We start from the raw sequence: 24,154 nt of genomic DNA, 5'->3' as shown, positions 1-24,154 counted from the left end.
AGCATCGAGCTTTGCGCTTGTGTTGTAATGATTACTGTTAGAATATTAATATTCATGATGTTTGGGTTAGGCTTTGTTGTAGAGTAAGTAAAGCGCTTGTGTGCCTAAGTCCTCGAGTCCTTCATCCGCTAATTGTTGATACATCGATAAGGCAAGACTCAAACCAGGTGCATGAAGCCCCATCTCGTCGGCTGCGTTCTTTGCGATGGTCATGTCTTTAATAAAATGTTTAATATAAAAACCAGGGGCGGTATCTTGTTTAATCATTCTAGGCGCAAGGTTATCAAGTGACCAGCTGCCAGCGGCCCCTTGTGAGATGCTGTCTAATACACGGTAGGGTCGAGTCCTGCCTTTTTAGCGTAAAGCATCGCTTCTGTTACCCCAATCATATTTGATGCGATCGTGATTTGGTTACACATTTTTGTATGTTGACCGGCCCCACTTGGTCCTTGTAGGATAATGTTTTTACCGAGCAGTTCAAGAAGTGGCTTGGCACGAGTAAAGGCCGTTTCTTCGCCGCCGACCATAATTGTTAGAGCTTTGTTTTTAGCGCCAACATCACCACCCGATACAGGGGCATCAAGTGATTGCAACCCATGCTTATGAGCAGCTTGTTCAATTTTTTTACTCAAGGCTGGCTTTGATGTTGTAAAGTCAATCAGGAGACTGCCTTTTTTCGCATGTTCAATAATACCATCTACACCGAAATATATTGCTTCAACGTCTGATGGATAACCGACCATTGTCATTACGCAGTCACTCACGGCACTCACAGATTTGACATCGTCATGCCAATGCGCCCCTCGCTCGATCAAATCAATTGCTTTACTTTTCGTGCGATTATAAATATGTACCTCATAGCCTGCCTCAATTAAATGATCAGCCATACTTTTTCCCATCACACCGGTACCGATAAATCCGATTGTTTTCATGACTACCCCTCCAATAAAAGTTTTGTTATGATTATTCTAGCTGAAAAGAAAGAAAAATGCGATAAATGAGAATTTTAGGGGGGGTTTTTGGTGAGTTGGCACGTGAAAACATTTCAAGACCTATCACCACATAAGTGGTACGAGATTGCTAAGCTACGTTCTGATGTCTTTATTGTGGAACAAACGAGTGCGTATCATGAATTTGATGATTTAGATCAACAGAGTCTGCATCTCTATTATGAAGATGAAGGAAAAGTCGTGAGCTACTGTCGCATCATCCCAGAAGGGTATGTCTATAGTGAGGCGACCATTAGTCGCGTCATTGTAAAGAAGAGTCATCGCAAAACAGGCTTAGGTAAACAGCTGCTTAAGCGAGCGGTTGAGGTCGCTTCGGAGGCTGATACAAAATCAATCCAAATTCAGGCTGAACAATATTTAACCGAATTTTATCAGGGTTTTGGTTTTGAGGTTATATCAGAACCTTATTTGGATTGCGATATTTACCATGTTGATATGATCAGGAGGAGAAAAGATGTTTCAAGTCAAACAATTTGATGACTTAACGACTGATACACTGTATCAATTATTAAAACTAAGAGTCGACGTTTTTGTCGTCGAACAAAATTGTCCTTATCCAGAAGTAGACGGTATCGATCAAGATTGTCTGCATCTCTTCACTGAAGAAGAAGGGGTGATCACGAGCTATTGTCGGCTTATTCCACCCGGTGTGATGTATCATGAACCGTCGATTGGTCGGATATTAGTCCATCCAGACTATCGTAAGAAAGTGTTAGGACGACAGCTTGTCAGTGAAGCGATCAGAGTGATAAAAGATGAATTTAACCCGAGCGATATAAAGATTCATGCGCAAGTGTATTTATATGATTTTTATTCCTCTTTTGGATTCGAACCTGTGAGTGAAGATATTTAGAAGACGGGATTTTACATGTGGATATGATATTATCAAATCGAGATAGTAAGAGATAAGAAAAAGTGTAAGATAGATAAAGAAAAGAGCCGCGCCCATTGGGCGTGGCTCTTCTAGTAGATTGACACATAAGGGTTGAGTTTCACGTTAAAGATAAGGGAGAGTGCCAACCTATTTATATATATGAAACAAGTGAAAATCACTTGTCAATTTGACTTACTCACCTTGTAAAGTAATATCAATGGTTGACTGAGTCCCATCACGGTAGAATGTGACAGTAATGGTGTCACCGATATTTGTCTCTTGATAGAGGTATTGACGTAAATCCATCATATTTGTGATCGCTGTACCATCAATATCAGTAATCACATCATATGTTTCAAGTCCAGCTTCTGCGGCTGATGAATTTGGATGAACTTCGGCAATCACAATACCACTTGTCACTTCATTCGGATCAAGATTTAATGTGCGTGTCACGTGCTCTGTTGGTACAGTTGAGAAGTCTACTGCACTGATACCGATAAAGGGACGGTTCACTTCCCCTTCGGTTTCAAGTTGTTCAATGATGGGTTGAGCTTCATCAATCGGAATCGCAAAGCCAATCCCTTCGACAGATTCTAAAGCAATTTTCATCGAATTAATTCCAATGACTTCTCCTTGACTATTGATTAAAGCTCCACCACTGTTACCAGGGTTAATGGCGGCATCTGTTTGTAAAACATCCACAGTCCAATCAGCTTGACCATCTTGGTTACTATCGACGGTAAGCGAACGATTGACCCCGCTAATAATGCCTTTAGTAACAGTGCCGGCAAATTCCTCTCCGAGAGGATTACCAATCGCAATCGCAGTTTCACCCACAACTAAATCTTCAGATGAACCGAACGTGGCGACCGTTGACACGTGCGCTTTATCAATGGAAAGAACGGCTAAATCCGTTAACTCGTCAGATCCGTGTAACTGCGCTTCTACACGTTCGCCATCAGCTAAAATAACTTCAATACTGTTGGCGCCATCAATCACATGGTGATTCGTTACGATAAAAGCTCGCTCATCTTCAATTTTATAGACAACCCCTGAACCAGAACCAGCATCACTTGATTCTGACCACAAACTTTGATCTTGGATATTGGCAACGCCGACAACAGCTTCGCCGACATTGGATAACATGTCAGTTGAAACGTCATCTTCTGATGTACCTGTTTGAATCAGTGATGACGTTGGTTCTGATGTGTCATTATTTGATATGGCTTCGTTTTGAAATGGAATGACCCCATTAAATAGTAATAAAAAACCAATCACTGCGACAGTCAAACCACCAACAAGACCACTGAGCCAAAGACTGAGGACACTCTGTTTTTTAACTATAGTCTTTTCTGGTTTTTCTTTTTCGACAAACGGTACGGGTTCATCCGTAATTGATGCTTCCGTATAACCTTGATTAACCTCGTTCATTTTCTCTTCGTTTGTTTCTTTTTCTTTACTCGCGTTGTTTATATTGTTGAATTCATCCATTCGGAAGACTCCTTTCATAATGTAAAAGTGAATAATGACTTGATACTTATTAGTATAGGTTAGAGTTTAGGCATGAATACGGTAAAGTTATGAAAAAAGTATGGAAAGACACATCGGTTAAAATATGAGAAAATATAAAAGGACGTCTATTTATATGCGGGGTAAAAAGGGAAAAGAATGATTATTGAAGCATGTTATAATAAGAACGATAGCTATAAACATTGAACGACTTATGAATGAGAACGAAGATAGATAAAAGGAGGAAGCACGATGCATGAACATGTGTTTATCGTTGAAGACGATCCTAATATTAGAGATATTGTGAAAGCCTATTTAGTGAAAGAAGGGTATGAGGTGTCTGTTGTTGGTGATGCTGAAAGTGCTTGGAGCTACGCTTTGAACCAACAACCGGATATGTGGATATTAGATATTATGTTGCCAGGTATGGATGGCTATGAATTATGTAAGCGAATCAGACAAATAAGTGAGGTGCCGATTATTATTATTTCGGCAAAAGATGAAGAAGTCGATAAGATTCTTGGTCTAGAACTTGGTAGTGATGACTATTTAACGAAGCCTTTTAGTCCAAGAGAGTTGGTCGCCAGAGTCAAGCGTTTATTTAAACGAACGCAGCCGAAAGAAATCGTGACGTTAACAAGTGAGACGTTAGCAGTTGGTGACTTGTCAATCAACCATAATGAACGCCGGGTGTTTTGGCATGATGAAGAGGTTGACGTCACCTCAAAGGAATATGATTTACTTTACCATCTTGTGAAAAATCAAAACCGTGCCTTTTCCCGAGAAGAGTTGCTTACCTTGTGTGGGGGATGATTATTTCGGGAGTGACCGTGCGGTCGATGATTTAGTGAAACGGTTAAGAAAAAAGATGGACGGTGTCCCACTTGAAACGGTCTGGGGTTATGGTTATCGTCTTCGCCAGGATGAAGCCGAATGAAACTTCAAACACAACTGACCGTTGCCTTTACAACGTTACTCGTTGTAACGATGTTATTTGTCACGATTGCGATTCATTCCTTGTTGCTCGATGTATTAATTCAAAATGAAAAAGATCAACTGGCAGAAAAAGGGGAACTATTGGCGCAGTTTTTATACAGTGAGGTAGCGCCAAGAAACTTTTCTGATTGGCTAAATGATGAAGAAGTCTATTTGTTTATATATAACCGGGCCAATGAACAAGTGATGCTATACTCTTCTTCGCTGGAAGTATCGACGATTGAAACGTGGGTGAATCGTTATGACTTAACGAACAATAATCAACCGCTTTGGAGTGATGGTGAGACCGAGTATGTCGTCTCAATCTTACCGATTTATCCAGAGTTACTCAATCAAGAGCTCGTCCTTATTACACCACTGGGAGACTTACAAGCCGTCCAAAGTGTATTTTTTAACCGGCTCGTGATTGTGTTTATGTTTGGCGTTATTGTCATTGCTATTCTGTCGCATTATTTAACGATGCGTTTAGTCACACCACTCACACAGTTAAAGCATCAATTAAAGAAAGTAGAAAAACGCCAATTCGATGCATTAGAAAGAATCAAAGCGACCGGTGAAATCAAGGAAGTAGAAGAAAGTATGGTCGATATGGCGAGGGCACTGGAACGCTATATGAAGTCCCAGCAACAATTTTTCCAAAATGCGAGTCATGAGTTAAAAACACCTCTCATGACGATTCAAGGCTATGCCGAAGGAATCAAAGACGGTGTATTTACTGGTGAGGAAGAGGCCCGTGGTCTAGAAGTCATGACACAAGAAATTGGTCGTTTGAAAAAGATTATTAATGAAATGATTCTTCTCGCTAAGTTAGATAGTGATGAAACAATCTATCATGATGAAACTATCTACATTTCACATCTGATTCAACAAGCCATTGACCGAGCGATTCCACTTGCCACTGATCAACAAATTGCGTTAAATCACAAGGTCATTGATGATTTAACCGTCGTCGTTGATGAAGAGAAGGTGTTGCGCGCCTTAATGAATGTGATGACGAATGCCATTCGCCATGCGAAAACGCAGGTGTTAGTGGAAGCCCGTCACGAACAAGGACGGCTCTATATCACTGTAGATGATGACGGTGACGGCATTGATGAAGCGCTGATGCCACAATTATTTGACCGGTTTATTAAAGGCAAAGGTGGCGAGACAGGACTTGGTTTGGCTATTTCTCGGGCGATCATTGAACGTTCTAATGGCACAATCGAAGTAGCTCATTCACCATCAGGTGGTGCCAGGTTCACCATCATTTTATAAGAAAGAAATATCTATCTTAGTTGGAAAAAACAATGTGAAAAACCGCGAAATAGTTGAAAGATCAGCGATTTTTTTCATTTTTTTGGCGAAAAGGCTGTACGATAAGGTTTCTTTTATGCTATACTTACTCAGTTAAACTGTCAGTCGAGGTTTTTTTACACAAAGAGGAGATGTTTAGGGATGCAATTAAGAGAAGATATTCGTAACATAGCAATTATTGCCCACGTTGACCACGGAAAAACAACGTTAGTCGATCAATTGTTGCGTTATTCAGGCACGTTTCGCGAGAATGAACAAACCGATGATCGGATGATGGATTCAAACGATATCGAACGTGAACGTGGCATTACCATTTTAGCGAAAAATACCGCGATCAATTACAATGATACGCGTATTAATATTTTAGATACACCTGGTCACGCCGACTTTGGTGGTGAAGTAGAACGGATTTTACGTATGGTTGACGGCGTTTTACTTGTCGTTGATGCTTATGAAGCTGTATGCCACAAACACGTTTCGTGTTGAAAAAGGCATTGGAACAAAAACTTAGACCGGTTGTCGTATTAAATAAAATTGACCGTCCGAACGCACGTCCAGAGCACGTCGTTGATGAGGTGTTGGATCTCTTTATCGAACTAGGTGCAGATGATGAGCAGTTAGAATTCCCTGTTGTTTACGCATCAGCCTTAAACGGTACATCAGGTGAAGAACCTGAAGCTCAAGAGGAATCAATGGAAGCGGTCTTTAAGACGATTATGACAAATATCCCAGCGCCAATCGATAATTCAAGTGACCCACTTCAATTCCAAGTAACCTTACTTGATTACAATGACTATTTAGGTCGTATTGGTATTGGTCGTGTTGTGCGTGGATCGCTTAAAGTTGGCGAGCAAGTGACGTTAATCAAAAAAGACGGTTCAACGAAAAGCTTCCGTGTCTCTAAAATCTTCGGCTTCTTAGGACTGAAACGGATTGAAATTAATGAAGCACGTAGTGGTGACATTATTGCCTTAGCTGGTCTGGAAGATATTAACGTAGGTGAGACAGTTTGTCCGAGTAATCACTTAGACGCCTACCAATCTTACACATTGATGAACCAACGCTACAAATGACCTTTGTGACGAACAATAGTCCATTTGCGGGTCGTGAAGGGAAATATATTACCTCACGTAAAATTGAAGAACGTTTGATGCTTCAATTAGAAACAGATGTAAGTTTACGTGTCGATCCAACTGATTCACCAGATGCATGGATTGTGTCGGGTCGTGGGGAATTACACTTATCGATTCTTGTTGAAAACATGCGTCGTGAAGGTTTTGAGATACAGCTATCAAAGCCACAGGTTATCATTAAAGACGTTGACGGTGTGAAATGTGAGCCAGTTGAACACGTTCAAGTTGATGTGCCAGAAGAACATACGGGAGCTGTCATGGAATCACTCGGTTCACGTAAAGGTGAAATGGTTGATATGGTTAACCAAGGAAATGGTCAAGTAAGACTTGAATTTAAGATACCTTCACGTGGTCTCATCGGATATTCTACTGAATTCTTAACTCAAACACGTGGTTACGGTATTATCAATCATACGTTTGATAGCTACCAGCCGGTTGTTAAAGGTAAAGTCGGAGGACGTCGTCAAGGTGTGCTTGTGGCTTTAGAAAATGGTAAAGCATCGACTTATGGTATCATGAACTTAGAAGACCGTGGGATTATCTTCGTTGAACCTGGTACAGAAGTGTATGCAGGAATGATTGTTGGTGAACATAACCGTGATAATGATTTAACCGTTAATATCACGAAAGAGAAACACTTAACTAACGTGCGTTCAGCAAATAAAGATCAAACCTCAACCATTCGAAAAACGCGTCAGTTAAGCTTAGAAGAAGCAATTGAATATTTAGATGATGATGAGTATTGTGAAGTTACTCCAGAATCGATTCGTTTACGTAAAAAGATTTTAAATAAAAACGAACGTGAAAAAGCAACGAAAAAGAAATAAGTGAACACAAACAGGGCAGCGATGTCCTGTTTTTTGTTTTGTGCTAATTTTTTCAGGGTATAAAGAGTAAAGTAATAAGAAGAAGGGGGTTTAAAAGAAACCGCATGGATTGGCTGTTTAATTATAAGACAATTTAAAATAATGCAACCGATTTCTCAAAAGCACTAGGCAAAAGTAAAAAATTAGTGTAGGATAGAACATGTAGAGTGATTGCGCTTTCAAAACGCAAACTTAAGCATCATATCAAGCTAATCATACGAAGGAGGAATTGTAATGACAAATAAAGATTCACGTGTAGCATACTTCTGTATGGAGTATGGATTGGACACAAGTATGAAAACGTATGCAGGTGGTTTAGGTATTCTCGCAGGGGATTACTTAAAAGGTGCCAAAGATCATGATTACCCAATGGTAGGAATCGGTATTAAGTGGAAACAAGGTTATACAGATCAACGCATTGATGAACATGGTAAGCCATATGATAGTTATCACAATTATGAGTATGATTTCTTAGAAGATACAGGTGTGACCGTTGATGTGACGATTAGAAAGCAAAACATTACGTGTAAAGTATGGAAAGTTGAACAATTCGGTAATGTCCCGTTATACTTATTAGATACAGATGTTCCAGGTAACCCAGAAGCCTGGATTACAGGACAACTATACGGTTGGTTCGGTGAAGAACGGATTGCCCAAGAGATGGTGTTAGGGATTGCTGGGGTACGTGCCTTACGTAAACTCGGTCATGACATTGATGTCTATCACTTTAATGAAGGTCACGCATTATTTGCGGGCTTTGAATTAATGCGTGAAAAGATGGAAGAAGGCGCCGACTTTTATGAGGCGTGGAAACAAACACGTGATGAAACAGTCTTCACAACCCATACGCCAATTGTTGAGGGAAATGAATCACATCCAATTGAAAAATTATTATACATGGGCGCAGCTAATGGCTTAACCGTGGAACAACTCGTTGAAATCGGTGGCGCACCGTTCAACATGACAGTTGGGGCACTGAGACTGTCCCGTATGTCCAACGCTGTTGCCGAATTACACGGTGAGACGGCAAATAAAATGTGGGCACATGTGATAATCGTTCAGAAATTATTCCAATTACGAACTGTATTCACCGTCCAACATGGGTCGATGAACAAATGTTAGACTTACAAGCAAATGGCGGGGACTTATGGTCACGTCACTTAGAAAATAAACGCGCGTTAATTGATTTTATTGAAGAACGTAACGGCGTTCGCCTTAAAGAAGATAAACTGATCATCGGTTTCTCTCGTCGGGCTGCACCTTATAAGCGCAGTGACTTTATCTTTACGGATGAAGCGATCATCGGCCCATTACTTGAATCTGGTGATGTACAGATTGTCTTCTCAGGTAAAGCGCACCCACTCGATGATACTGGTAAAGGCATTGTGTCGTCACTTGTGAAGATGGCGAAGAAATACCCACATGCCGTTGTCTTCTTAGAAAACTATGATATGACCATTGGGGCAATGTTAACCCGCGGGTCTGATGTATGGCTTAATAACCCACGTCGTCCGAAAGAAGCAAGTGGAACGTCAGGTATGAAAGCGGCGATGAACGGTGTCTTAAACTTAAGCACATTAGACGGCTGGTGGCCAGAAGCATGTGAACATGGTGAAAACGGCTGGCAGTTTGGTGATGGCTTCGAATCTGATGACGTTCAGGCATTAGATAAGCATGATTTAGATGCGCTTTATCGTGTATTGCGTGAAGAAGTGTTACCAACCTTCTATCAAAACCACGATAAGTGGGTACAAATGATGGCACGTAGTATCGAATCCACACGCGATCGTTACGCGGTCAAGCGTATGCTTGAAGATTACTATGACAAGCTGTATGCGAAAAACTAATAGAATATAAATAATAATTAAGCGTCTCCTTTAACGAGGAGGCGCTTTTCCATTTGGAAAAAACAGTAGACATATCTGTTCATTTTGTGTATAGTGTATATATACAGAAAGTTGGTGAAACGATGCGCTTAGTGATTCATAATCAATCAGATGCGCCCATTTTTAAACAAATCTATGACCAAATTAAAGCGCAAATTATTGCAGGCGAGTTAAAACAAGATGACGCCTTACCTTCAATCAGGCAACTGGCAAAAGACTTAAAAGTCAGTGTTATTACAACAAAACGCGCCTATGAAGAGTTAGAGCATGACGGGTTTATATACACGATGGCTAAGCGTGGGTCTTATGTAAAAGGCATGAATCCGTCGCTTATTAAAGAGGAGTATTTAAAACAAATCGAAACGCATCTACAAGACGCGCTTGATTTGGCCGACATTGTCGGTATATCAATAGCTGAACTAAAAGCGTTACTGGATGTATTAAAGAGTGAAACAGAAGGAGGACGAAAGTGATGCATGCGATTGAATTAACGAATGTGAGTAAGCAGTTTAAAAACTTTAGGATAGATAACCTTCATTTAACGATCCCGACGGGATCGATTGTTGGACTGGTCGGTGAGAACGGCGCAGGTAAAAGTACGACGTTACATATGATCATGCAGGCAATAAAAAAAGATAGTGGGACGATTCATGTCCTTGGTGTGAATAATGAGACGGATGGATTTTTAGCAGTAAAACAGAAGGTTGGAGTCGTTTTAGATGAAGCGTATTATCCTGAGACGCTGACAGCGAAACGGATTCGGATCATGTTGAAAGATATTTATGATGCATGGGATGATGACGTTTTTGATCACTACATGGAACAGTTTAAGTTGCCATACAACCAAGTGTTTAAAGACTTTTCACGTGGGATGAAAATGAAATTACAATTAGCTGTTGCCTTGTCGCATCACGCAGAATTATTGATTTTAGATGAAGCAACAAGTGGGTTAGACCCGATGGTGCGAGAAGAAATTTTGGATATTATTAATGAGTTTACCCGTGATGAGCGTCACACGGTACTGTTGTCGTCACATATCGTCAGTGACTTAGAGAAAAGTTGTGACTATATTGCTTTCTTACACGAAGGGCGCCTTAAGTTCATGGAAGAAAAAGATGGGTTATTGGAACGATATCGGATACTAAAAGTAGCGCCGGAAGAGATCAATGCCTTAACCATTAATCAAGCCGCGATTAAAGGTCAGCGGACCAGTCGTTATGCGGTCGAGTTGTTGGTGGATAAAGAGGCACTCTCCTCGTCTGACACAGTCTTTGGTGATTTAGAAAAAGCGACATTAGAAGATGTGATGATTTTGATGACGAAAGGAGTGAAGCAATCGTGAAAGGATTACTTCTAAAAGATATTTTCACGTTAGAAAAACAGATGCGGGTGCTTCTCATTGTCATTGTTGGTTTTGCGCTTATTCCAGCATCGAATATGATCAGTTTTACCATGATGTACGCACTTATCATTCCAATCTCTTCATTCGGTTATGATGAACGCGCAAAATGGGACCGGTTGATGCGGATGATGCCGATACCAGAAAAGTCAATTATCTTAAGTAAATATGTGCTGGGTTATGGTTTTGTTGGAATGGTCAGTGTCATTATGTTGATGGCGCAATTTGGTTATCACGTCTTTGGCTATCAAGATTTAACGTTAGCGTCATACCCAGCCTTTCTAGTGAATGTGATCTTCATGGTTTTAACAGCTTTAATCGCTTATGCCGTATTGATGCCGTTTATCTTTAAACTCGGCATGGAAAAAGGACGGCTTGTGTTTGGTGCCGTTTTTGCGGTACTAATTTCCTTAACTATCCCGTTCTCTTTTATTCAAATTGTTTCTAATGGACTCTTTATATCTCCTTGGTTTATCTGGATGCTTTTATTGCTCGCCATCGTTGTTAATATTGGCTCAATAAAACTAAGTCAAAGATTTTACAGTCAAAATACCAATAGTTAAAACAAGCGCCTGACTCAAGGAAGAGTCAGGCGCTTGTTTCATTAAGGTGCATATGTTTCATATAAATAGTTATTTACTTTTTGTTCATTGATATTTTCAATCTTATTGAGTGCTTTTAAGTCAACCGTATACATGTCGCGTTCCGTATGAATGGTTTGGTTATTGAAGATAAAACTAATGTAGTCCACATTGTCAATCAAGTAATAGAGATAAACAGATTGTTGATGGACTTCTTTATCTATTACATTAAAGGCATAGGGCTCATCACTTTTATAATAAAGCTCAATCCCGTAAGGTTCTTTATCTGTTTGAAGTTTAAAGTTATCAACGGTCTCCATTGTTGTGACCATCCGACTTATACTCGTGACAGCACTGTTGTCGCCAATAAGAGAGCCTTTGTATTGGAAGACAGATGCGTCTGATTCTGTTTGTCCGCAAGCGGTGAGGACTATGAGACAAATCATAACGATTATTCGCCAATGTTTCATAGGATGCTCCTTTCAAATGACTTGGTTGGTCATCGATTATCTCTGATTGTTAAACTATAATTCGCGTCTTAACGCACTTAAGACATCAATTTTTGTTGCTTTTTTAGCTGGTCGTGAGCCAGAAATAAGTGTGACTAAAAGACAAATGACATAGGCAATCAACACAAGCGTCCACGGGATACTTGAGAACTGGAACCCTTCCGGGAGTTGATCTTCAAAGGTGGCTTCTAAAATCATTGGTAAGCCGATATTAACTAAGAAACTGATGAGGTAGCTCACCAAGGTCCCAATCGTTGCGCCCATAATGCCGATGATACTACTTTCTAGTAAGAAAATCTGTTTAATTGTCTTAGGACTAGCACCAATCGCTTTCATAATCCCAATGTCTGGTGCCCGCTCAGTGACCGCCATCGTCATCGTATTAAAGATCCCAATAGAAGCAATAATAACGGCAATGGCCCCAATGAAAATTAAACCAGCTTTTGCGATGGTAAATAGCATATTGATTTGTTTAAGTTCTGACGCAACTGAGTAGCCGTAATAACCTTGATCATTAATGGTATCAGTTAAAGCTTGAACATTTTCTAAATTGTTTGATTGAATCGTCACTTCATCATAATAGAAGGTCAGATCCATCGGTTCTTCTTGGAAATACATTTCCCCACCAGGAGTCCCGGTATATTCACTGATCGACTGATAAAAGTCAAAGGTCGTATAAAGACTTTGGTCTTGTTGCCATTCGTTTGCTGGTTCAGCTGTCACACCAACAATGGTGAGTTGATACGTTTTTTCTTCTGTGTCCGTCTCATCGATTAATCGTGACACGGTAAGGTCGATTGTTTCACCAATAAGCTCACCTTGATACAAGGTGTCTTCGGTTCGCTCGCCATTTTCATCATACATATCTTCAGGATCAGTATCTTTTTCTAGAAGTTGTTCGTAAAAGTGATACCCAACAACAACTTCATCACTTGATGTGGCGTATCGTCCATCTTCAAGTGGTGTACCACCTGTTTCTAATGCGCCCATATCAACCGCGACGGTGTGTGGACTCGTTTCATAACCATTAAGTGAGACAAGTGGAGACTGGCGAAGGTAACTTTGTTTTCTAACCGCACGGACATGCTCAAGCGACTGGAAATAGTCAATGTCCTTGTCAGTAATCCCTTGACTGTTTGGATCGTCTTTTCCGTAGATTTGGACTTGATTCACCGTTTCTTGTTCGAGCACGTCTTTAATTAAGGTGTCATGTAAACCGAAGGCAACAGATGCCAATACAATTAAAAAGGCTGTCCCCATCGCCGTCGCGAGCACGGTCATAAAAATCCGCATTTTATTCTTTTTCATATTTTCTCTGACGAAGTAAAGCTGATCTTTAAATAACATTACTTCACCTCCTGATCGATAAGGGCGCCGTCATGCATCATCAGTGAACGGTGACCAATTTTTGCGACTTCCTCATCATGCGTGATAATGAGGAAGGTGATATCAAGGGATTCATTTAGCTCTTTAATGAGGTGAAGCAGGTCTTCTTCTGTTTCAGAGTCTAAGCTCCCTGTCGGTTCATCTGCTAGAATAATGAGTGGATTTAAGACAAGCACGTGCGACGCTGACCCGTTGCTGTTGACCACCGGAAAGCTCACTCGGATAATGATGTTCAAACCCTTTGAGACCGACTTTTTCTAATGTTTCTAATGCTTGAATTTTACGGGCGGTTTCACTCACGCCTTGTAAAATGAGTGGTAATTCAACATTTTGATAAGCAGTCATTGATTGGATCAATTGAAAGTTCTGAAAGATAAAACCAATCGTACCAAGGCGGAATTCGGCAAATTGTGCTTCTGTAAAGTCGCTCACATCCGTTCCGTTAATCGTGATGGCCCCGCTTTGCTTGGTAAAAAACCTCCAATTAAATGTAGCAACGTTGATTTACCAGAACCACTCCGACCAACTAACGTCACAATTTCACCTTTAGTTACTGAAAAACTCACGTCTTGTAAGACAGGAATGACGGTTTTCTTATCTTTTTTCCCAAGTTCAAACTGATGGGACAGTTGTTTTACTTCAATCATATTTATTCCCTCCATTTACTGTTCACTGTCTGTGACGAGCCTGATGGAAAAAAAGATGCATAAAATTATTCATAAAAAGAATCACGACACGGCAAAGGATTGACACGTCGTGATTCGAAAGGGTATTTAGTTAATTTTTCTTGATAATTTTGTAGTTATTTTTCTGTTTCCAGACCTAGCCACGGAAACGACTTAAGAACTCTTGCACCCGTGGGTTTTCTGAATGTTCAATGACATCACTCGCCGAACCTTGTTCAGCGATGACACCGTCATCTAAGAATAGGACTTTATCAGCAACATCAAGCGCAAAGTCCATCTCGTGTGTGACAAGGACCATGGCCATGTCGTCGTTTTTGGCAATGTCACGAATAACTTCAAGTACTTCCCCGACAAGCTCAGGGTCTAAGGCTGAGGTGACTCATCAAACAGCATAATTTTCGGACGCATAACGAGCGCACGTGCCATCGCCACGCGTTGTTTTTGTCCACCTGAGAGTTGTGATGGATAGTTATTAATTTTATCACCAAGGCCAACACGTTCCAACATATCGATGGAACGCTGTTTGACTTCTTTTTTCTTTTCGCCTTTGACATGAATAGGGGCGGTCATACAGTTTTCTAAGATGGTCATGTGAGGGAACAGGTTAAAGTGCTGGAATACCATCCCGATGTCTCCGCGAATCTCGCGTAAGTGCTTTTCATCAGCTTCAACCATCTTTCCGTTCTTGTTCATTTTCCATAGGTTTTTACCGTCGACGATAATGTCACCATCTGTTGGTTCTTCTAGCGTCATCAACATCCGGATAATCGTTGTTTTACCTGACCCACTTGGGCCAATAACGGCGATTTTTTCGGCTGGGAAAATATCTAAATCAATCCCTTTTAATACTTCCACATCGCCAAATGATTTGTGTACGTCTTTATATTCAACAATAGGTTTTGTCATAACGTTCGTCACTCCTTTAAGTTGTCATTATTCTACTGGATCAATGACTTGATTTTTATCAAAACGGGTATTGAGTTTTACTTCTAACTTCTTAATGAGTCGTGCCGATGGGTAACTTAACACAAGGAAAATAATCCCGACAATCGTCAGTGCTTCAATTAAGTTAAAGTGCTCGGAACCGAAACTATTGGCCATGTGCAAGATCCCGGTAAGCCCAATCGTTGACGCGAGTGGTACTTCTTTAAACATAATGATAAAGTAGTTCCCAAGCATCGGTACGGTTGGTGGGAAAGCTTGTGGTAAAATAATTAACCGCCATTTATCGAGTAGTGAGAAGTTCAAAGCTGTCGCAGCTTCCCATTGACCGTTATCCACACTTTCGATACCAGACCGGTAAATCTCACCGATATACGTACTAAAGTGAATACCAAAACCAACAACCGCACTCGCAAATGGACTGAGTGTCACGCCTACAACAGGAATCTCGGGCCAAGCATAGTAAATAAAGAACAGTTGTACAAGCGGTGGTGTTGAACGAATAAATTCCATCACCCAGGTGACGACCCAGTTGATATGACGTTCTGGGATGCGGCGTAAGAAGGTCCAGACGAACCCGAAAATAAGAGCGAAAAGAAACGCACTAATCGTAACCCCAACGGTAATATGGAGACCTTTTAATATATAAGGCCAAGCTTCAAAGAAACGTTCAAAACTCCAATAATTCATTAATTAGCCACCCCTTTCTTAGAAACTTCTTCTGCTTTACGGGTAAGGAAAATAAGTGGTAAAGCGAGGACGAAATAAAAGATTAAAATGACTAAATAAATCAGGGGTGCTTGTGATAGATTAGAACTACGGAGAATGTTTCCGTAATATAAAATATCATTCAAACTAATTAAGGACACAAGAGCGGTCCCTTTTAACATTTGGATCGTATAGTTACCAAACTCCGGTAACATCATCCGTACCGCTTGTGGTAAGATAATGTAGCGCATTTTTTGAAAACTCGATAGATTAAGGGCAATCGCTGCTTCTGTTTGTCCCTCATCAACGGCCTCAACAGACCCGCGGACGACTTCTGACAGGTAAGCCCCGTAATTTAGTCCAATCGCGATGACACCAATAATCCAGTTCGATCCTAAATTAATACCAAACAACATCGGAATGGCATAATAGAGCCAGAATAACTGGACGATAAGTGAGGTGCCGCGGAATAATTCAATATAAAGCCCGGTCAATTTTCGAATAATCGTATGTTTAGATAGCGCAGTAAGCCAGAAACAAAGCCCATAAAATAGGCGAATAAACTCGAGGCAATTAAGATACTAATCGTGACGAATAAGCCACGTGATAGCTCTTGTGAAATCGAGAGAATATCTTGCATATCGTTTACACATCCTTTTTCGTTTAATAAAAGAAGATCCAGTTCCTAGATCAGGAACTGGATCATAAAACTAAGACGGTTCCTTAGTAGTTATCGCCGTTCACAATACTTTCTGTCGTAATATCAGCACTTGGGAAGTTTGATTCTGGGTGGAAGCCATTCTTCTCAAGCAGTTCTTGGACGGTCCCATCGTCTTTTAATGTTTGAAGGGCTTCGTTATAAGCCTCGCGTAACGCTTCGTTTTCTAAACTAAAGGCCGCGGCACCATAACTTGGCACACCCTCAACATCGGGTTGTTCAAATGATTCAACAAATTCTAAGTCTTCTGTGTTAGCTGACTCGAATGCCATACGCATGGTCATTTCCGTTCCTGTTGTTGCGTCCGCTCGACCTGATTGAACCGCCGCGAATGTATCAGGAATATTGGCTGCATACGTAATTTGGTCATCACTTACACCAGACTGACGAAGAAATTCGACTCCTGTCGCTCCTTCCATCACGATGACAGTAATATCTTCGTTACTCGCGATATCTTCAAAACTTTGAATGTCATGTGGATTACCAGCTTCTACGACCAAACCTTCACCATAAGTCATTTCCGGTTCACCAAACAAGACGTTTTCAGCACGTTCAGGTGTAATCGCCATTCCAGCTGTAATCGCATCAAATTGACCTGCTTGCACGCCTGGTACTAACTGACCCCAGTCTTGAAGAGAACCACGTACTTCTTCAATACCGAGTTCATTAAAGACAGCTGCGGCAATATCATAAGCGGCCCCTTTTAATTCACCATCTTCTTCATACGCGTAAGGTGCTTCGTTAGCAAAACCAACGGTGACATAACCTTGTTCTTTTAATGCATCAAGTGATGAACCTGCTTCTTCATCTTCGCCACCACACGCGGTGACAAATACTAGTATACTGAGTAAAACCAACCCTTTAATTATCTTTTTCATTATGATTGTACCTCCCTGTATTTTTGTGTCTACAAGATATAGTTATTTCTCTTTAGCCATTGTCAATATCTTGTCGTCGACACTCACGTTAATTATGTTAACGTATATGATGATGATTATTCAAAGTGGATAAAATCCCCTATTTTAGGATATAACCGACTCAGCTTGTCTCTCACCGGTATAGCTCGTGTATCGTTAAATATAGATGGATTTCTTCGTAAATACGGGGGGATACCATAAAAACAGCTAAAAAATGTAAAAAGAGAGATGAATTAATCACCAACTGCTAACATATTAATCAAAAAAAGAGATGACACGATTGTCATCTCTTCGATAAGTATATTAATATCATCTTTAAAAAGTACCCATGCTTACTTTTTTGTGTAGCGCGGTCCAATGATGTTGTAGCGTTCATGATGAATATGTTCCCACGCTGTTTTTCGGTATGTAATACGCTTTGAACTTTCGTTGATACCATCCATATCAAGTGGTTTAAAGCCGTTCTTTTTCGCAAAGGCCAGGGCTTGTTCATGTTCTGGGTCTGAGGGATTGGAATACGAATCTAAGAAACGATAAAAACCGTCGACACCGGCCACTTCTTCTCTCGCGGTGTATGGTTTAGGCGATCTTCAAACCATTGCTTGTTTTTTAAAATTAAGGCTTTTACAAGCCTCCACTTCAAAACTCGTTAGAGTTTAAGTGGAGGGTAATTGACGTAATCTTTGTGATCTAAATAGCGTTCCTCATCATTGGTCACGACTTGATTTTCTTCTGATAAATCAAATGAGTGAAAGTGACGGTAAGGATAAGGGTAGCCACTTAAAAAATTCGTTACTGTTTGAATTGTATCGTGAAGTCGGTTAAAGGTTGTCCGCTCCGGTAAAATAATTTGGCGATAAACGAGTGGGTCTGTGTCATTTATAGATAGAGAAACAATAAAGCCTCGCATTGAATCGACTCTTTTTAAAAATGTCAATAATGTGACAGATTAGTCACATTATTCATGAGTTAGGTCACCTTCAGCAAATTTTTCGAGTAGTGCCTGAAACAAATAAAAGAGTGGGTGCCACTCATCATCTGCCAAGTTCTCTGTGATTGATGAGAAAATCTCGCTGTAATACCAGACTTGTTCTTCTCTTGAGCCGACAAAGTTGTGCACATGGCCTCACCGTGGACCATCTCTTGGTCAATCATGGATTGTAAGTTATCGATTTTATCAGCGGCAATGAGTAGCTTCACATCATACGGAACAGATTTAAAGGCTTCAATACTATGTTCTTTTCGTTCTTTCCACGGGACGTGTTTATCAAGTTCCGTGACATAATCAACGTAAGTCTTTACGCCCCCACCGAATAAGTGTTCAATTTCTTCAAACGTACAGTCAGTGTCTTCAACTGTATCGTGTAGTAGGGCAGCAATCACAATCTCAGCGTCGCAATCATGTTCTTGTAGCAACATCGCCACCCGGTATGGATGAGCGATAAATGGGGTTTTATCTACTTTTCTTACTTGGTCTCTATGTTTATTGGCCGCGTAGGTAATGGCTCGCATTAAGTTATTTCTGATCATGGTTTGTCCCCCTCTAGGCTAGCTGGTGCATTGTACATTTATGAGTATGAGTTAGTGGTGATACTTTTTTCTTTGTCTTATCAAGTAGGTATCAGATACGTTAAAATGTCTCATTTACTTTTTGCGCTTATATGATAAGCTCTACACATCTATTATAACTTTTATTGCATGAAGTGAAAAGAAAAAGGGAAAGAAACAGAAGAGGGGCAACGAATTTAGTGAAATGAGGCCACAACAATGAAAAAAATAATTCAGATCATAAGCTTATTCATACTTGTCATGACTTTAACCGCTTGTTCTGAGAGTTTTAGCGGAACGGCAAAGAATTCAAGTGGTGAGATTGAGTTTGTAAGCAAAGAAAAACCCCTGCCTAATTTTCTTGTAACAAGGTCAGTTCGTATAGGTGCGTTTGGTGATATGCTCATTCACAGTCGCGTCTATAATGATGCCAAAGTTGAAGGTGGTTATGATTTCACCCCGATGGTTGAAGGCGTGATGCCGTACCTCGATCGCTATGATTTACTAACAGCCAATCAAGAAACGATGATTGGTGGGGAGAGTCATGGTTTATCGACTTACCCTCAGTTTAATAGCCCGAAAGAAGTAGGTGATCTCCTCAAAGTGATGGCGTCGACCTCGTTAATCTTGCCAATAATCATACGCTTGACCGTGGTGAAGGTGTGATTCAGTCGGCTTTAGCATACTGGGATCAGTTAGCTATTCCTTATGTAGGTAGTTATAAAGACGAAGCGGATGAAGATAGGTTACGGGTCGTTGAAAAGAATGACATTACCTTCGCATTCTTAGGCTATACTTACGGCACAAATGGTATTCCGGTCCCAAGCGGGAAATCACATCTCGTTTCATTGATCGATGAAGGACGCATGTTAATAGATGTTGAAGTGGCGAAAGAAGAAGCTGATGTTGTCGTGATGCACCTTCATTTCGGACAAGAGTATCAGCGCACCCCAAACGACGAACAACAGCAATTGGCTAAGCAAATGATAGAGCACGGTGTTGATATTATTTTTGGCCATCACCCGCACGTCTTACAGCCAGCAGAATGGATTGAACGAGAAGACGGGACAAGGGGCTTTGTGATTTATTCGCTCGGAAACTTCTTATCTGGTCAAGACGAACTGTATCGTCAAATCGGAGGGATTGTCAATGTGACGGTTGAAAAAACGGGCGACAATATTCAGCTAAAAGAACCGGAAATGTTGTTGACCTATGTTCACTTTAATCAAAAAGTGCCGAGACAGTACCGCGTTCATCCACTAGCGGATGTGACAGATGATATGCTTTTAAATCATGAAGCGATTGAACAAGAACTGAAACAACATTATACGGAGTGGATGCCAGAGATGACGTTTATTGAATAATTTGAGGGAATAAGTCGTTATCCGGTAATATAGGAAGCAACGATGACCAAATGGAAAAGAGAGCTAAAGGGCTCTCTTTTTTCGTTATAGAAAAAATGGAAATCTTATATATGCCAAGATGTGAATAGACCTTGGAAAGTTAAAAGATGATTGTCAGTTATGAAAGCGGTGAAAGAGATTATATATGATTATCTAATCAATTTTAATACACCCTCACGGATTTTTAATGTCGGGATGACCAGGAATATATTTAAATTTTGTAAACAAAAAGGAAAAAATATGTTAAAATACGTATGAATGAAAGTTGATCATTTAGAGCGAGAAGACGCCTTCCTCAAGGGTTCGTTAGAATATTAGATGGGGGTAGTTCAATTAGGAGGATGAGGTACTAATGAGACGGTCTGTATGTATTTTTCTTGGTATGCTTATGTTAGTTTTGGTAGGTTGTAGTAACGAGGCTCTAGTAGAAGAACAAAAAAGTACGTTAGAAGCGCAAAGAAGTATGCTAAAACAATTAGATCAACAAATTGTTGAACTAGAAGAAACGATTAAGGAAAAGCAAAAGATAATCGAGCAACATGAAGATGAATTTTCTTATTTGAACACCCTCTCCCAATCAGAATTAGAAGCATATAAATTATTCGCAGAAGAAAAGAAAATAGAACATTTATCACAATTTTCACCTGAGAACATCTTATTGGTTTACTATCATTCTGTCGTCATTGGTGATATAGATGCGATCTACACACTCACATATAATGATGGGACATTACCTGACCTTGTTACATTTCAACAAACATATACTAAAGAAGGTTTGCTTATGAAGGACCTAAACAGTGCGGCAACGTTCAGATACTATCATACAATCGAAGTTAGGGAAGAAAATCAAACAGATAAAGACGCATTCGTAGAATTGAGGATCAGTTACGGGAAGTTTAATAAATCGATTATTTATGGATTGAAGAAAGAATCAGGCATTTGGAAAATGGATATGCTACCCTATTTTAGGGACTTAGAAGAAAAAAGTCAGTAAAAATTCTCTCATTCTGTTTAAAAAAGCGTTAGCTGATGGATGATGCTCTCTGCCTAGGTCGTTTCAAATCAAACGAATAAAATGGCCGCAACAGTCGCAACATGAATTGAAAAAAGAAGCAGGGCTTCCTCAACTAGAGATAGATATTGTTCAATTGGAGGGATGATGTTGGATAGATTCTTGTTTGTTTTTGGTCTTGTCGTTTTTCTTATTTGTGTTATATTTTTTGTGATGAATGTTTTCACGCAATATTATGGATTATCGTTTATTTTATCCGTGTTTGGCATGCTAAATGCCAGTATTGCTATCGGTGTTTCTGAAATATTAAGAGCGTTACAATTAAAGAACAAATAATACATGAATAGCATATTTAATACTTAACATGTGTATTTTAATTGGTAATCAGTCAATCAAAGCGTTGTTAGAGTTAATCACAGTAGATACTGGGGGCATTCGGCCCTCTTTTTTGTTTCTAGTATCACTTGAATGAGATATTTGTTATAATAAGGAACAGTTTTAAAATACTATTTATGTATAAAGGGAAGTGTATGTATGGAGTGGAGAAATATATACCGCGGTATGATGATGGGCGCAAGTGATGTGGTCCCCGGTGTCAGCGGTGGCACGATAGCTTTAGTGTTAGGTATTTACGATCAACTGATTTTATCGATTAACGGACTGTTTAGTAAGGAGTGGAAGAAACATTTAGGCTTTCTTATTCCTTTAGGTATTGGTGTATTAACCGCGATTCTCGTGTTAGCGCAGGCAATCGAGTGGTTATTTGAACACCACCCAAGACCAACCCAATTTGCTTTTCTCGGGTTAATTTTAGGTGTCTTACCTTACCTATTTAAAAAAGCAGATAGTAAACATCAATTTAAAACGTATCACTATGTGTTACTCTTTATTGGTGTTGGGTTAGCGGCAATGATGGGCTTTTTAAAAGGCGATGAAGCTTTTGTTATTGAGACGATTACTCCAAGTGTTTACGGGTATTTAATGCTGGCGGGCTTTATCGCGAGTACGGCGATGATTTTACCGGGGATTAGTGGTTCACTTATTTTAGTCGTTATTGGGGCTTACGGTACCATTATTAATGCGGTCAATGAGATGAAACTAGATATCTTAATCGTTACCGCGATTGGGATTGGCTTTGGTATTATTACGATGAGCAAAGTGATTAAGTTTTTCTTAACGAATTATACGTATGCGACCTATGCGGTCGTCATCGGACTAGTGATCGGATCGATTTATGTCATTTTCCCAGGGCTTCCTGTTGGGACGCTTGATTGGTTACTCAGTGTCGTGGCGTTTGGTTTTGGTTTAAGTCTCGCTTACATGTTAGGGCAGATGGAATATCAAGAGGTCTTAGAGACCGAATAAATAATAAGGTATAGTCAATGGACTATGCCTTTTTTGTCTACATGGTTAAGGCGCACGTTCATGGATGTTTCGGGCTTAAATAGGATTCTATATAAAGACGTATCACTTGGTACATCTAAGTTTTCCGCATATAATGAATGAACAAAATAAAACATAGGAGTGACAATCATATGAGATTATGGAATAGATACAAAAATACCTCTTTAATCGCAAAAATGACAGTAGGTTTCGTATTAGGTATACTTGTTGGCGTCATAGTGGGGCCTCAAGCGGAGATCATTAAACCACTTGGTACTGTATTAATCAATCTATTAAGCATGATTGCGACACCGGTCGTCTTTTTGACGGTTGTACTCGCCGTAAACAAAATGAACCCTAAAGAATTAGGCAGAACGGGTGGGAAGTTGATTTTATATTATGGCACAACAACGGCTGCTGCGGTTTTAATCGGACTCGGCTTAGCGCTTTGGATTAACCCGGGCGAATCTTTATCTTTGCCGAATGTTTCAGTAGATAATCCGACCAACCCAAGTCTGTCGCAAGTTCTTTTAAATATCGTTCCGAGTAATATCTTTACTGCTTTTAGTGAAGGCAACTTAATGGCGATTCTTTTTCTTGCGGTCATTGTTGGCTTTACTATGTCGCATATGATGTTTTCACATGATGAAAAGATGAAAAAGTACGGTCACTATTTACAAGATTTTTTTGAAGTGGCGAATACATTATTTTTCAACATTTTAAAAGGTATTCTACTTTATGCCCCAATCGGTATCTTTGCGATTGCCGCATCGACCTTTGGAACACAGGGCTGGGATACCTTTACTTCATTACTTAAATTCACGGGTGTTTTCTATCTTGGGCTTGTGTTACTTTGGGTATTCATATATACAGGTATCCTTTGGATGTTCAAGATACCGATTCGACATTTTTATACACAAACAAGAGAAGCTTTTACCACTGCCTTTTTCACATCGAGCAGTATTGCCACTTTACCAATTGCGATGGAAAGTGCTAAAAAGGCAGGTATATCAGACAAGATTGTTAATTTCAGTTTACCATTAGGAGCTGTGTTTAATTCTGATGGAGGTGCCCTTCGAATGGGGGCGTCGATTGTATTCGCTGCAAATGTGACCGGTGCCAACTTTTCTTTAGTCGACCTTGTTACTATTGTTATTATCGGAACGCTTCTTTCAATTGGCACAGCCGGTATCCCGGCAGCAGGGCTTGTGACCTTAGCCGCTGTATTAACCCTTTTTGATTTACCGTTAGAAGTTGTGTCACTCATCGCTGGTGTTGATGCTCTTATAGGAATGGGGGGACAGCATCAAACGTTGTCGGAGATATCATAGGAGCGGCAGTCGTGGATAAATCAGAAAATAAGGCAGCAAACAGCCGTTAATGCGTTGTTGT

Annotated in this window: 22 protein-coding genes and 6 pseudogenes; 16 read left to right on the top strand and 12 right to left on the bottom strand. The window is 40.1% G+C overall.

The genetic code is table 11. The features are described from left to right. Positions 1–66 precede the first annotated feature (66 nt). Positions 67–932, bottom strand: a pseudogene (locus JCM19043_RS11740) (NAD(P)-dependent oxidoreductase). A 90-nt stretch (positions 933–1,022) separates the two neighbouring features. On the opposite strand from JCM19043_RS11740, the gene JCM19043_RS11735 reads away from it, so the two are divergent. Together JCM19043_RS11735 and JCM19043_RS11730 are read left to right on the top strand one after the other, a co-directional pair. Continuing rightward, the gene (locus tag JCM19043_RS11735) at positions 1,023–1,487 is read left to right on the top strand and encodes a GNAT family N-acetyltransferase (protein ID WP_062322720.1); all 465 of its coding nucleotides are present in this window, start codon (positions 1,023–1,025) and stop codon (positions 1,485–1,487) included. After that, a complete protein-coding gene (locus JCM19043_RS11730; RefSeq protein WP_369813854.1) occupies positions 1,465–1,863 on the top strand; it encodes a GNAT family N-acetyltransferase in 399 nt (132 codons plus the stop codon). The genes JCM19043_RS11735 and JCM19043_RS11730 overlap by 23 nt, the downstream gene beginning before the upstream one ends. Positions 1,864–2,076: 213 nt before the next feature. Here JCM19043_RS11730 and JCM19043_RS11725 read toward each other — a convergent pair whose 3' ends face one another. Further along, a complete protein-coding gene (locus JCM19043_RS11725) occupies positions 2,077–3,375 on the bottom strand; it encodes a S1C family serine protease (protein ID WP_062322718.1) in 1,299 nt (432 codons plus the stop codon). Between the two features lie 270 nt (positions 3,376–3,645). Between JCM19043_RS11725 and JCM19043_RS11720 the strand changes: the two are divergent. From JCM19043_RS11720 to JCM19043_RS11690, 8 genes and pseudogenes are all read left to right on the top strand, one after another. Beyond that, positions 3,646–4,330 (top strand): annotated as a pseudogene (locus tag JCM19043_RS11720) (response regulator transcription factor). Next, on the top strand, positions 4,327–5,646 hold the full coding sequence (locus tag JCM19043_RS11715) for a cell wall metabolism sensor histidine kinase WalK (RefSeq protein WP_062322716.1): 1,320 nt from the start codon (positions 4,327–4,329) through the stop codon (positions 5,644–5,646). Before JCM19043_RS11720 ends, JCM19043_RS11715 begins: the two are co-directional and overlap by 4 nt. Before the next feature lie 180 nt (positions 5,647–5,826). After that, positions 5,827–7,645: pseudogene (typA, locus tag JCM19043_RS11710) on the top strand (translational GTPase TypA). Positions 7,646–7,918: 273 nt separating this feature from the next. Further along, the gene (gene glgP, locus JCM19043_RS18245; protein WP_255349965.1) at positions 7,919–8,806 is read left to right on the top strand and encodes an alpha-glucan family phosphorylase; all 888 of its coding nucleotides are present in this window, start codon (positions 7,919–7,921) and stop codon (positions 8,804–8,806) included. Next, positions 8,722–9,531, top strand: coding sequence for an alpha-glucan family phosphorylase (gene glgP, locus JCM19043_RS18240; RefSeq protein WP_255349964.1), 810 nt, complete (start codon positions 8,722–8,724; stop codon positions 9,529–9,531). The genes glgP (JCM19043_RS18245) and glgP (JCM19043_RS18240) overlap by 85 nt, the downstream gene beginning before the upstream one ends. A gap of 122 nt (positions 9,532–9,653) precedes the next feature. Further along, positions 9,654–10,043, top strand: a complete 390-nt coding sequence (locus tag JCM19043_RS11700; protein WP_062322726.1) for a GntR family transcriptional regulator — start codon at positions 9,654–9,656, stop codon at positions 10,041–10,043. After that, the gene (locus JCM19043_RS11695; RefSeq protein ID WP_062322714.1) at positions 10,043–10,912 is read left to right on the top strand and encodes an ABC transporter ATP-binding protein; all 870 of its coding nucleotides are present in this window, start codon (positions 10,043–10,045) and stop codon (positions 10,910–10,912) included. Before JCM19043_RS11700 ends, JCM19043_RS11695 begins: the two co-directional genes overlap by 1 nt. Then, positions 10,909–11,532: an ABC-2 transporter permease gene (locus JCM19043_RS11690; protein ID WP_062322712.1), complete on the top strand. Its 624-nt coding sequence runs from the start codon at positions 10,909–10,911 to the stop codon at positions 11,530–11,532. Before JCM19043_RS11695 ends, JCM19043_RS11690 begins: the two co-directional genes overlap by 4 nt. Positions 11,533–11,573: 41 nt before the next feature. On the opposite strand, the gene JCM19043_RS11685 is transcribed toward JCM19043_RS11690, so the two are convergent. The 10 genes and pseudogenes from JCM19043_RS11685 to JCM19043_RS11640 all read right to left on the bottom strand — a co-directional run bounded on the left by JCM19043_RS11685 (position 11,574) and on the right by JCM19043_RS11640 (position 18,946). Continuing rightward, on the bottom strand, positions 11,574–12,020 hold the full coding sequence (locus JCM19043_RS11685; RefSeq protein ID WP_062322710.1) for a DUF4825 domain-containing protein: 447 nt from the start codon (positions 12,018–12,020) through the stop codon (positions 11,574–11,576). Between the two features lie 54 nt (positions 12,021–12,074). Further along, positions 12,075–13,406, bottom strand: coding sequence for an FtsX-like permease family protein (locus JCM19043_RS11680; protein ID WP_062322708.1), 1,332 nt, complete (start codon positions 13,404–13,406; stop codon positions 12,075–12,077). Beyond that, positions 13,406–14,092: pseudogene (locus JCM19043_RS11675) on the bottom strand (ABC transporter ATP-binding protein). Before JCM19043_RS11675 ends, JCM19043_RS11680 begins: the two are co-directional and overlap by 1 nt. 175 nt (positions 14,093–14,267) lie before the next feature. Beyond that, positions 14,268–15,037: pseudogene (gene ehuA / locus JCM19043_RS11670) on the bottom strand (ectoine/hydroxyectoine ABC transporter ATP-binding protein EhuA). Positions 15,038–15,064: 27 nt separating this feature from the next. After that, a complete protein-coding gene (ehuD, locus tag JCM19043_RS11665; RefSeq protein ID WP_062322706.1) occupies positions 15,065–15,763 on the bottom strand; it encodes an ectoine/hydroxyectoine ABC transporter permease subunit EhuD in 699 nt (232 codons plus the stop codon). Further along, positions 15,763–16,421: pseudogene (gene ehuC / locus JCM19043_RS11660) on the bottom strand (ectoine/hydroxyectoine ABC transporter permease subunit EhuC). Before ehuC ends, ehuD begins: the two are co-directional and overlap by 1 nt. A gap of 83 nt (positions 16,422–16,504) precedes the next feature. Then, positions 16,505–17,377, bottom strand: a complete 873-nt coding sequence (gene ehuB / locus JCM19043_RS11655; protein WP_062322705.1) for an ectoine/hydroxyectoine ABC transporter substrate-binding protein EhuB — start codon at positions 17,375–17,377, stop codon at positions 16,505–16,507. A 371-nt stretch (positions 17,378–17,748) separates the two neighbouring features. Continuing rightward, entirely contained in the window at positions 17,749–17,973 is a 225-nt protein-coding gene (locus JCM19043_RS11650; RefSeq protein WP_062322702.1) for a hypothetical protein, read from the bottom strand. Positions 17,974–18,065: 92 nt separating this feature from the next. Next, positions 18,066–18,326, bottom strand: coding sequence for a hypothetical protein (locus tag JCM19043_RS11645; protein WP_062322700.1), 261 nt, complete (start codon positions 18,324–18,326; stop codon positions 18,066–18,068). A 59-nt stretch (positions 18,327–18,385) separates the two neighbouring features. Continuing rightward, positions 18,386–18,946 (bottom strand): HD domain-containing protein, encoded by a 561-nt coding sequence (locus tag JCM19043_RS11640; RefSeq protein WP_231631531.1) that lies wholly within the window; start codon positions 18,944–18,946, stop codon positions 18,386–18,388. Between the two features lie 417 nt (positions 18,947–19,363). Between JCM19043_RS11640 and JCM19043_RS18935 the strand changes: the two genes are divergently transcribed. The 6 genes from JCM19043_RS18935 to JCM19043_RS11610 all read left to right on the top strand — a co-directional run bounded on the left by JCM19043_RS18935 (position 19,364) and on the right by JCM19043_RS11610 (position 24,093). After that, positions 19,364–19,630 carry a CapA family protein gene (locus JCM19043_RS18935; RefSeq protein ID WP_197274802.1) on the top strand — a complete coding sequence of 89 codons (267 nt, stop codon included), beginning with the start codon at positions 19,364–19,366 and terminating at the stop codon, positions 19,628–19,630. Further along, on the top strand, positions 19,627–20,328 hold the full coding sequence (locus JCM19043_RS11630; RefSeq protein ID WP_062322696.1) for a CapA family protein: 702 nt from the start codon (positions 19,627–19,629) through the stop codon (positions 20,326–20,328). Before JCM19043_RS18935 ends, JCM19043_RS11630 begins: the two co-directional genes overlap by 4 nt. A gap of 391 nt (positions 20,329–20,719) precedes the next feature. After that, on the top strand, positions 20,720–21,361 hold the full coding sequence (locus JCM19043_RS11625; protein WP_062322694.1) for a hypothetical protein: 642 nt from the start codon (positions 20,720–20,722) through the stop codon (positions 21,359–21,361). Positions 21,362–21,592: 231 nt separating this feature from the next. Beyond that, entirely contained in the window at positions 21,593–21,715 is a 123-nt protein-coding gene (locus tag JCM19043_RS18235) for a hypothetical protein (protein ID WP_255349963.1), read from the top strand. A gap of 198 nt (positions 21,716–21,913) precedes the next feature. After that, on the top strand, positions 21,914–22,744 hold the full coding sequence (locus tag JCM19043_RS11615; protein ID WP_062322690.1) for a DUF368 domain-containing protein: 831 nt from the start codon (positions 21,914–21,916) through the stop codon (positions 22,742–22,744). Positions 22,745–22,914: 170 nt separating this feature from the next. Then, positions 22,915–24,093: a dicarboxylate/amino acid:cation symporter gene (locus JCM19043_RS11610; protein WP_231631530.1), complete on the top strand. Its 1,179-nt coding sequence runs from the start codon at positions 22,915–22,917 to the stop codon at positions 24,091–24,093. Positions 24,094–24,154: the final 61 nt, after the last annotated feature.

Source organism: Halolactibacillus sp. JCM 19043 (assembly GCF_001310395.1).
In the GTDB taxonomy this organism is placed as follows: Bacteria; Bacillota; Bacilli; order Bacillales; family Amphibacillaceae; genus Halolactibacillus; species Halolactibacillus miurensis.
Note: the sequence above shows the minus strand (reverse complement) of the source record. Positions and strands in the feature narration are given on the sequence as shown.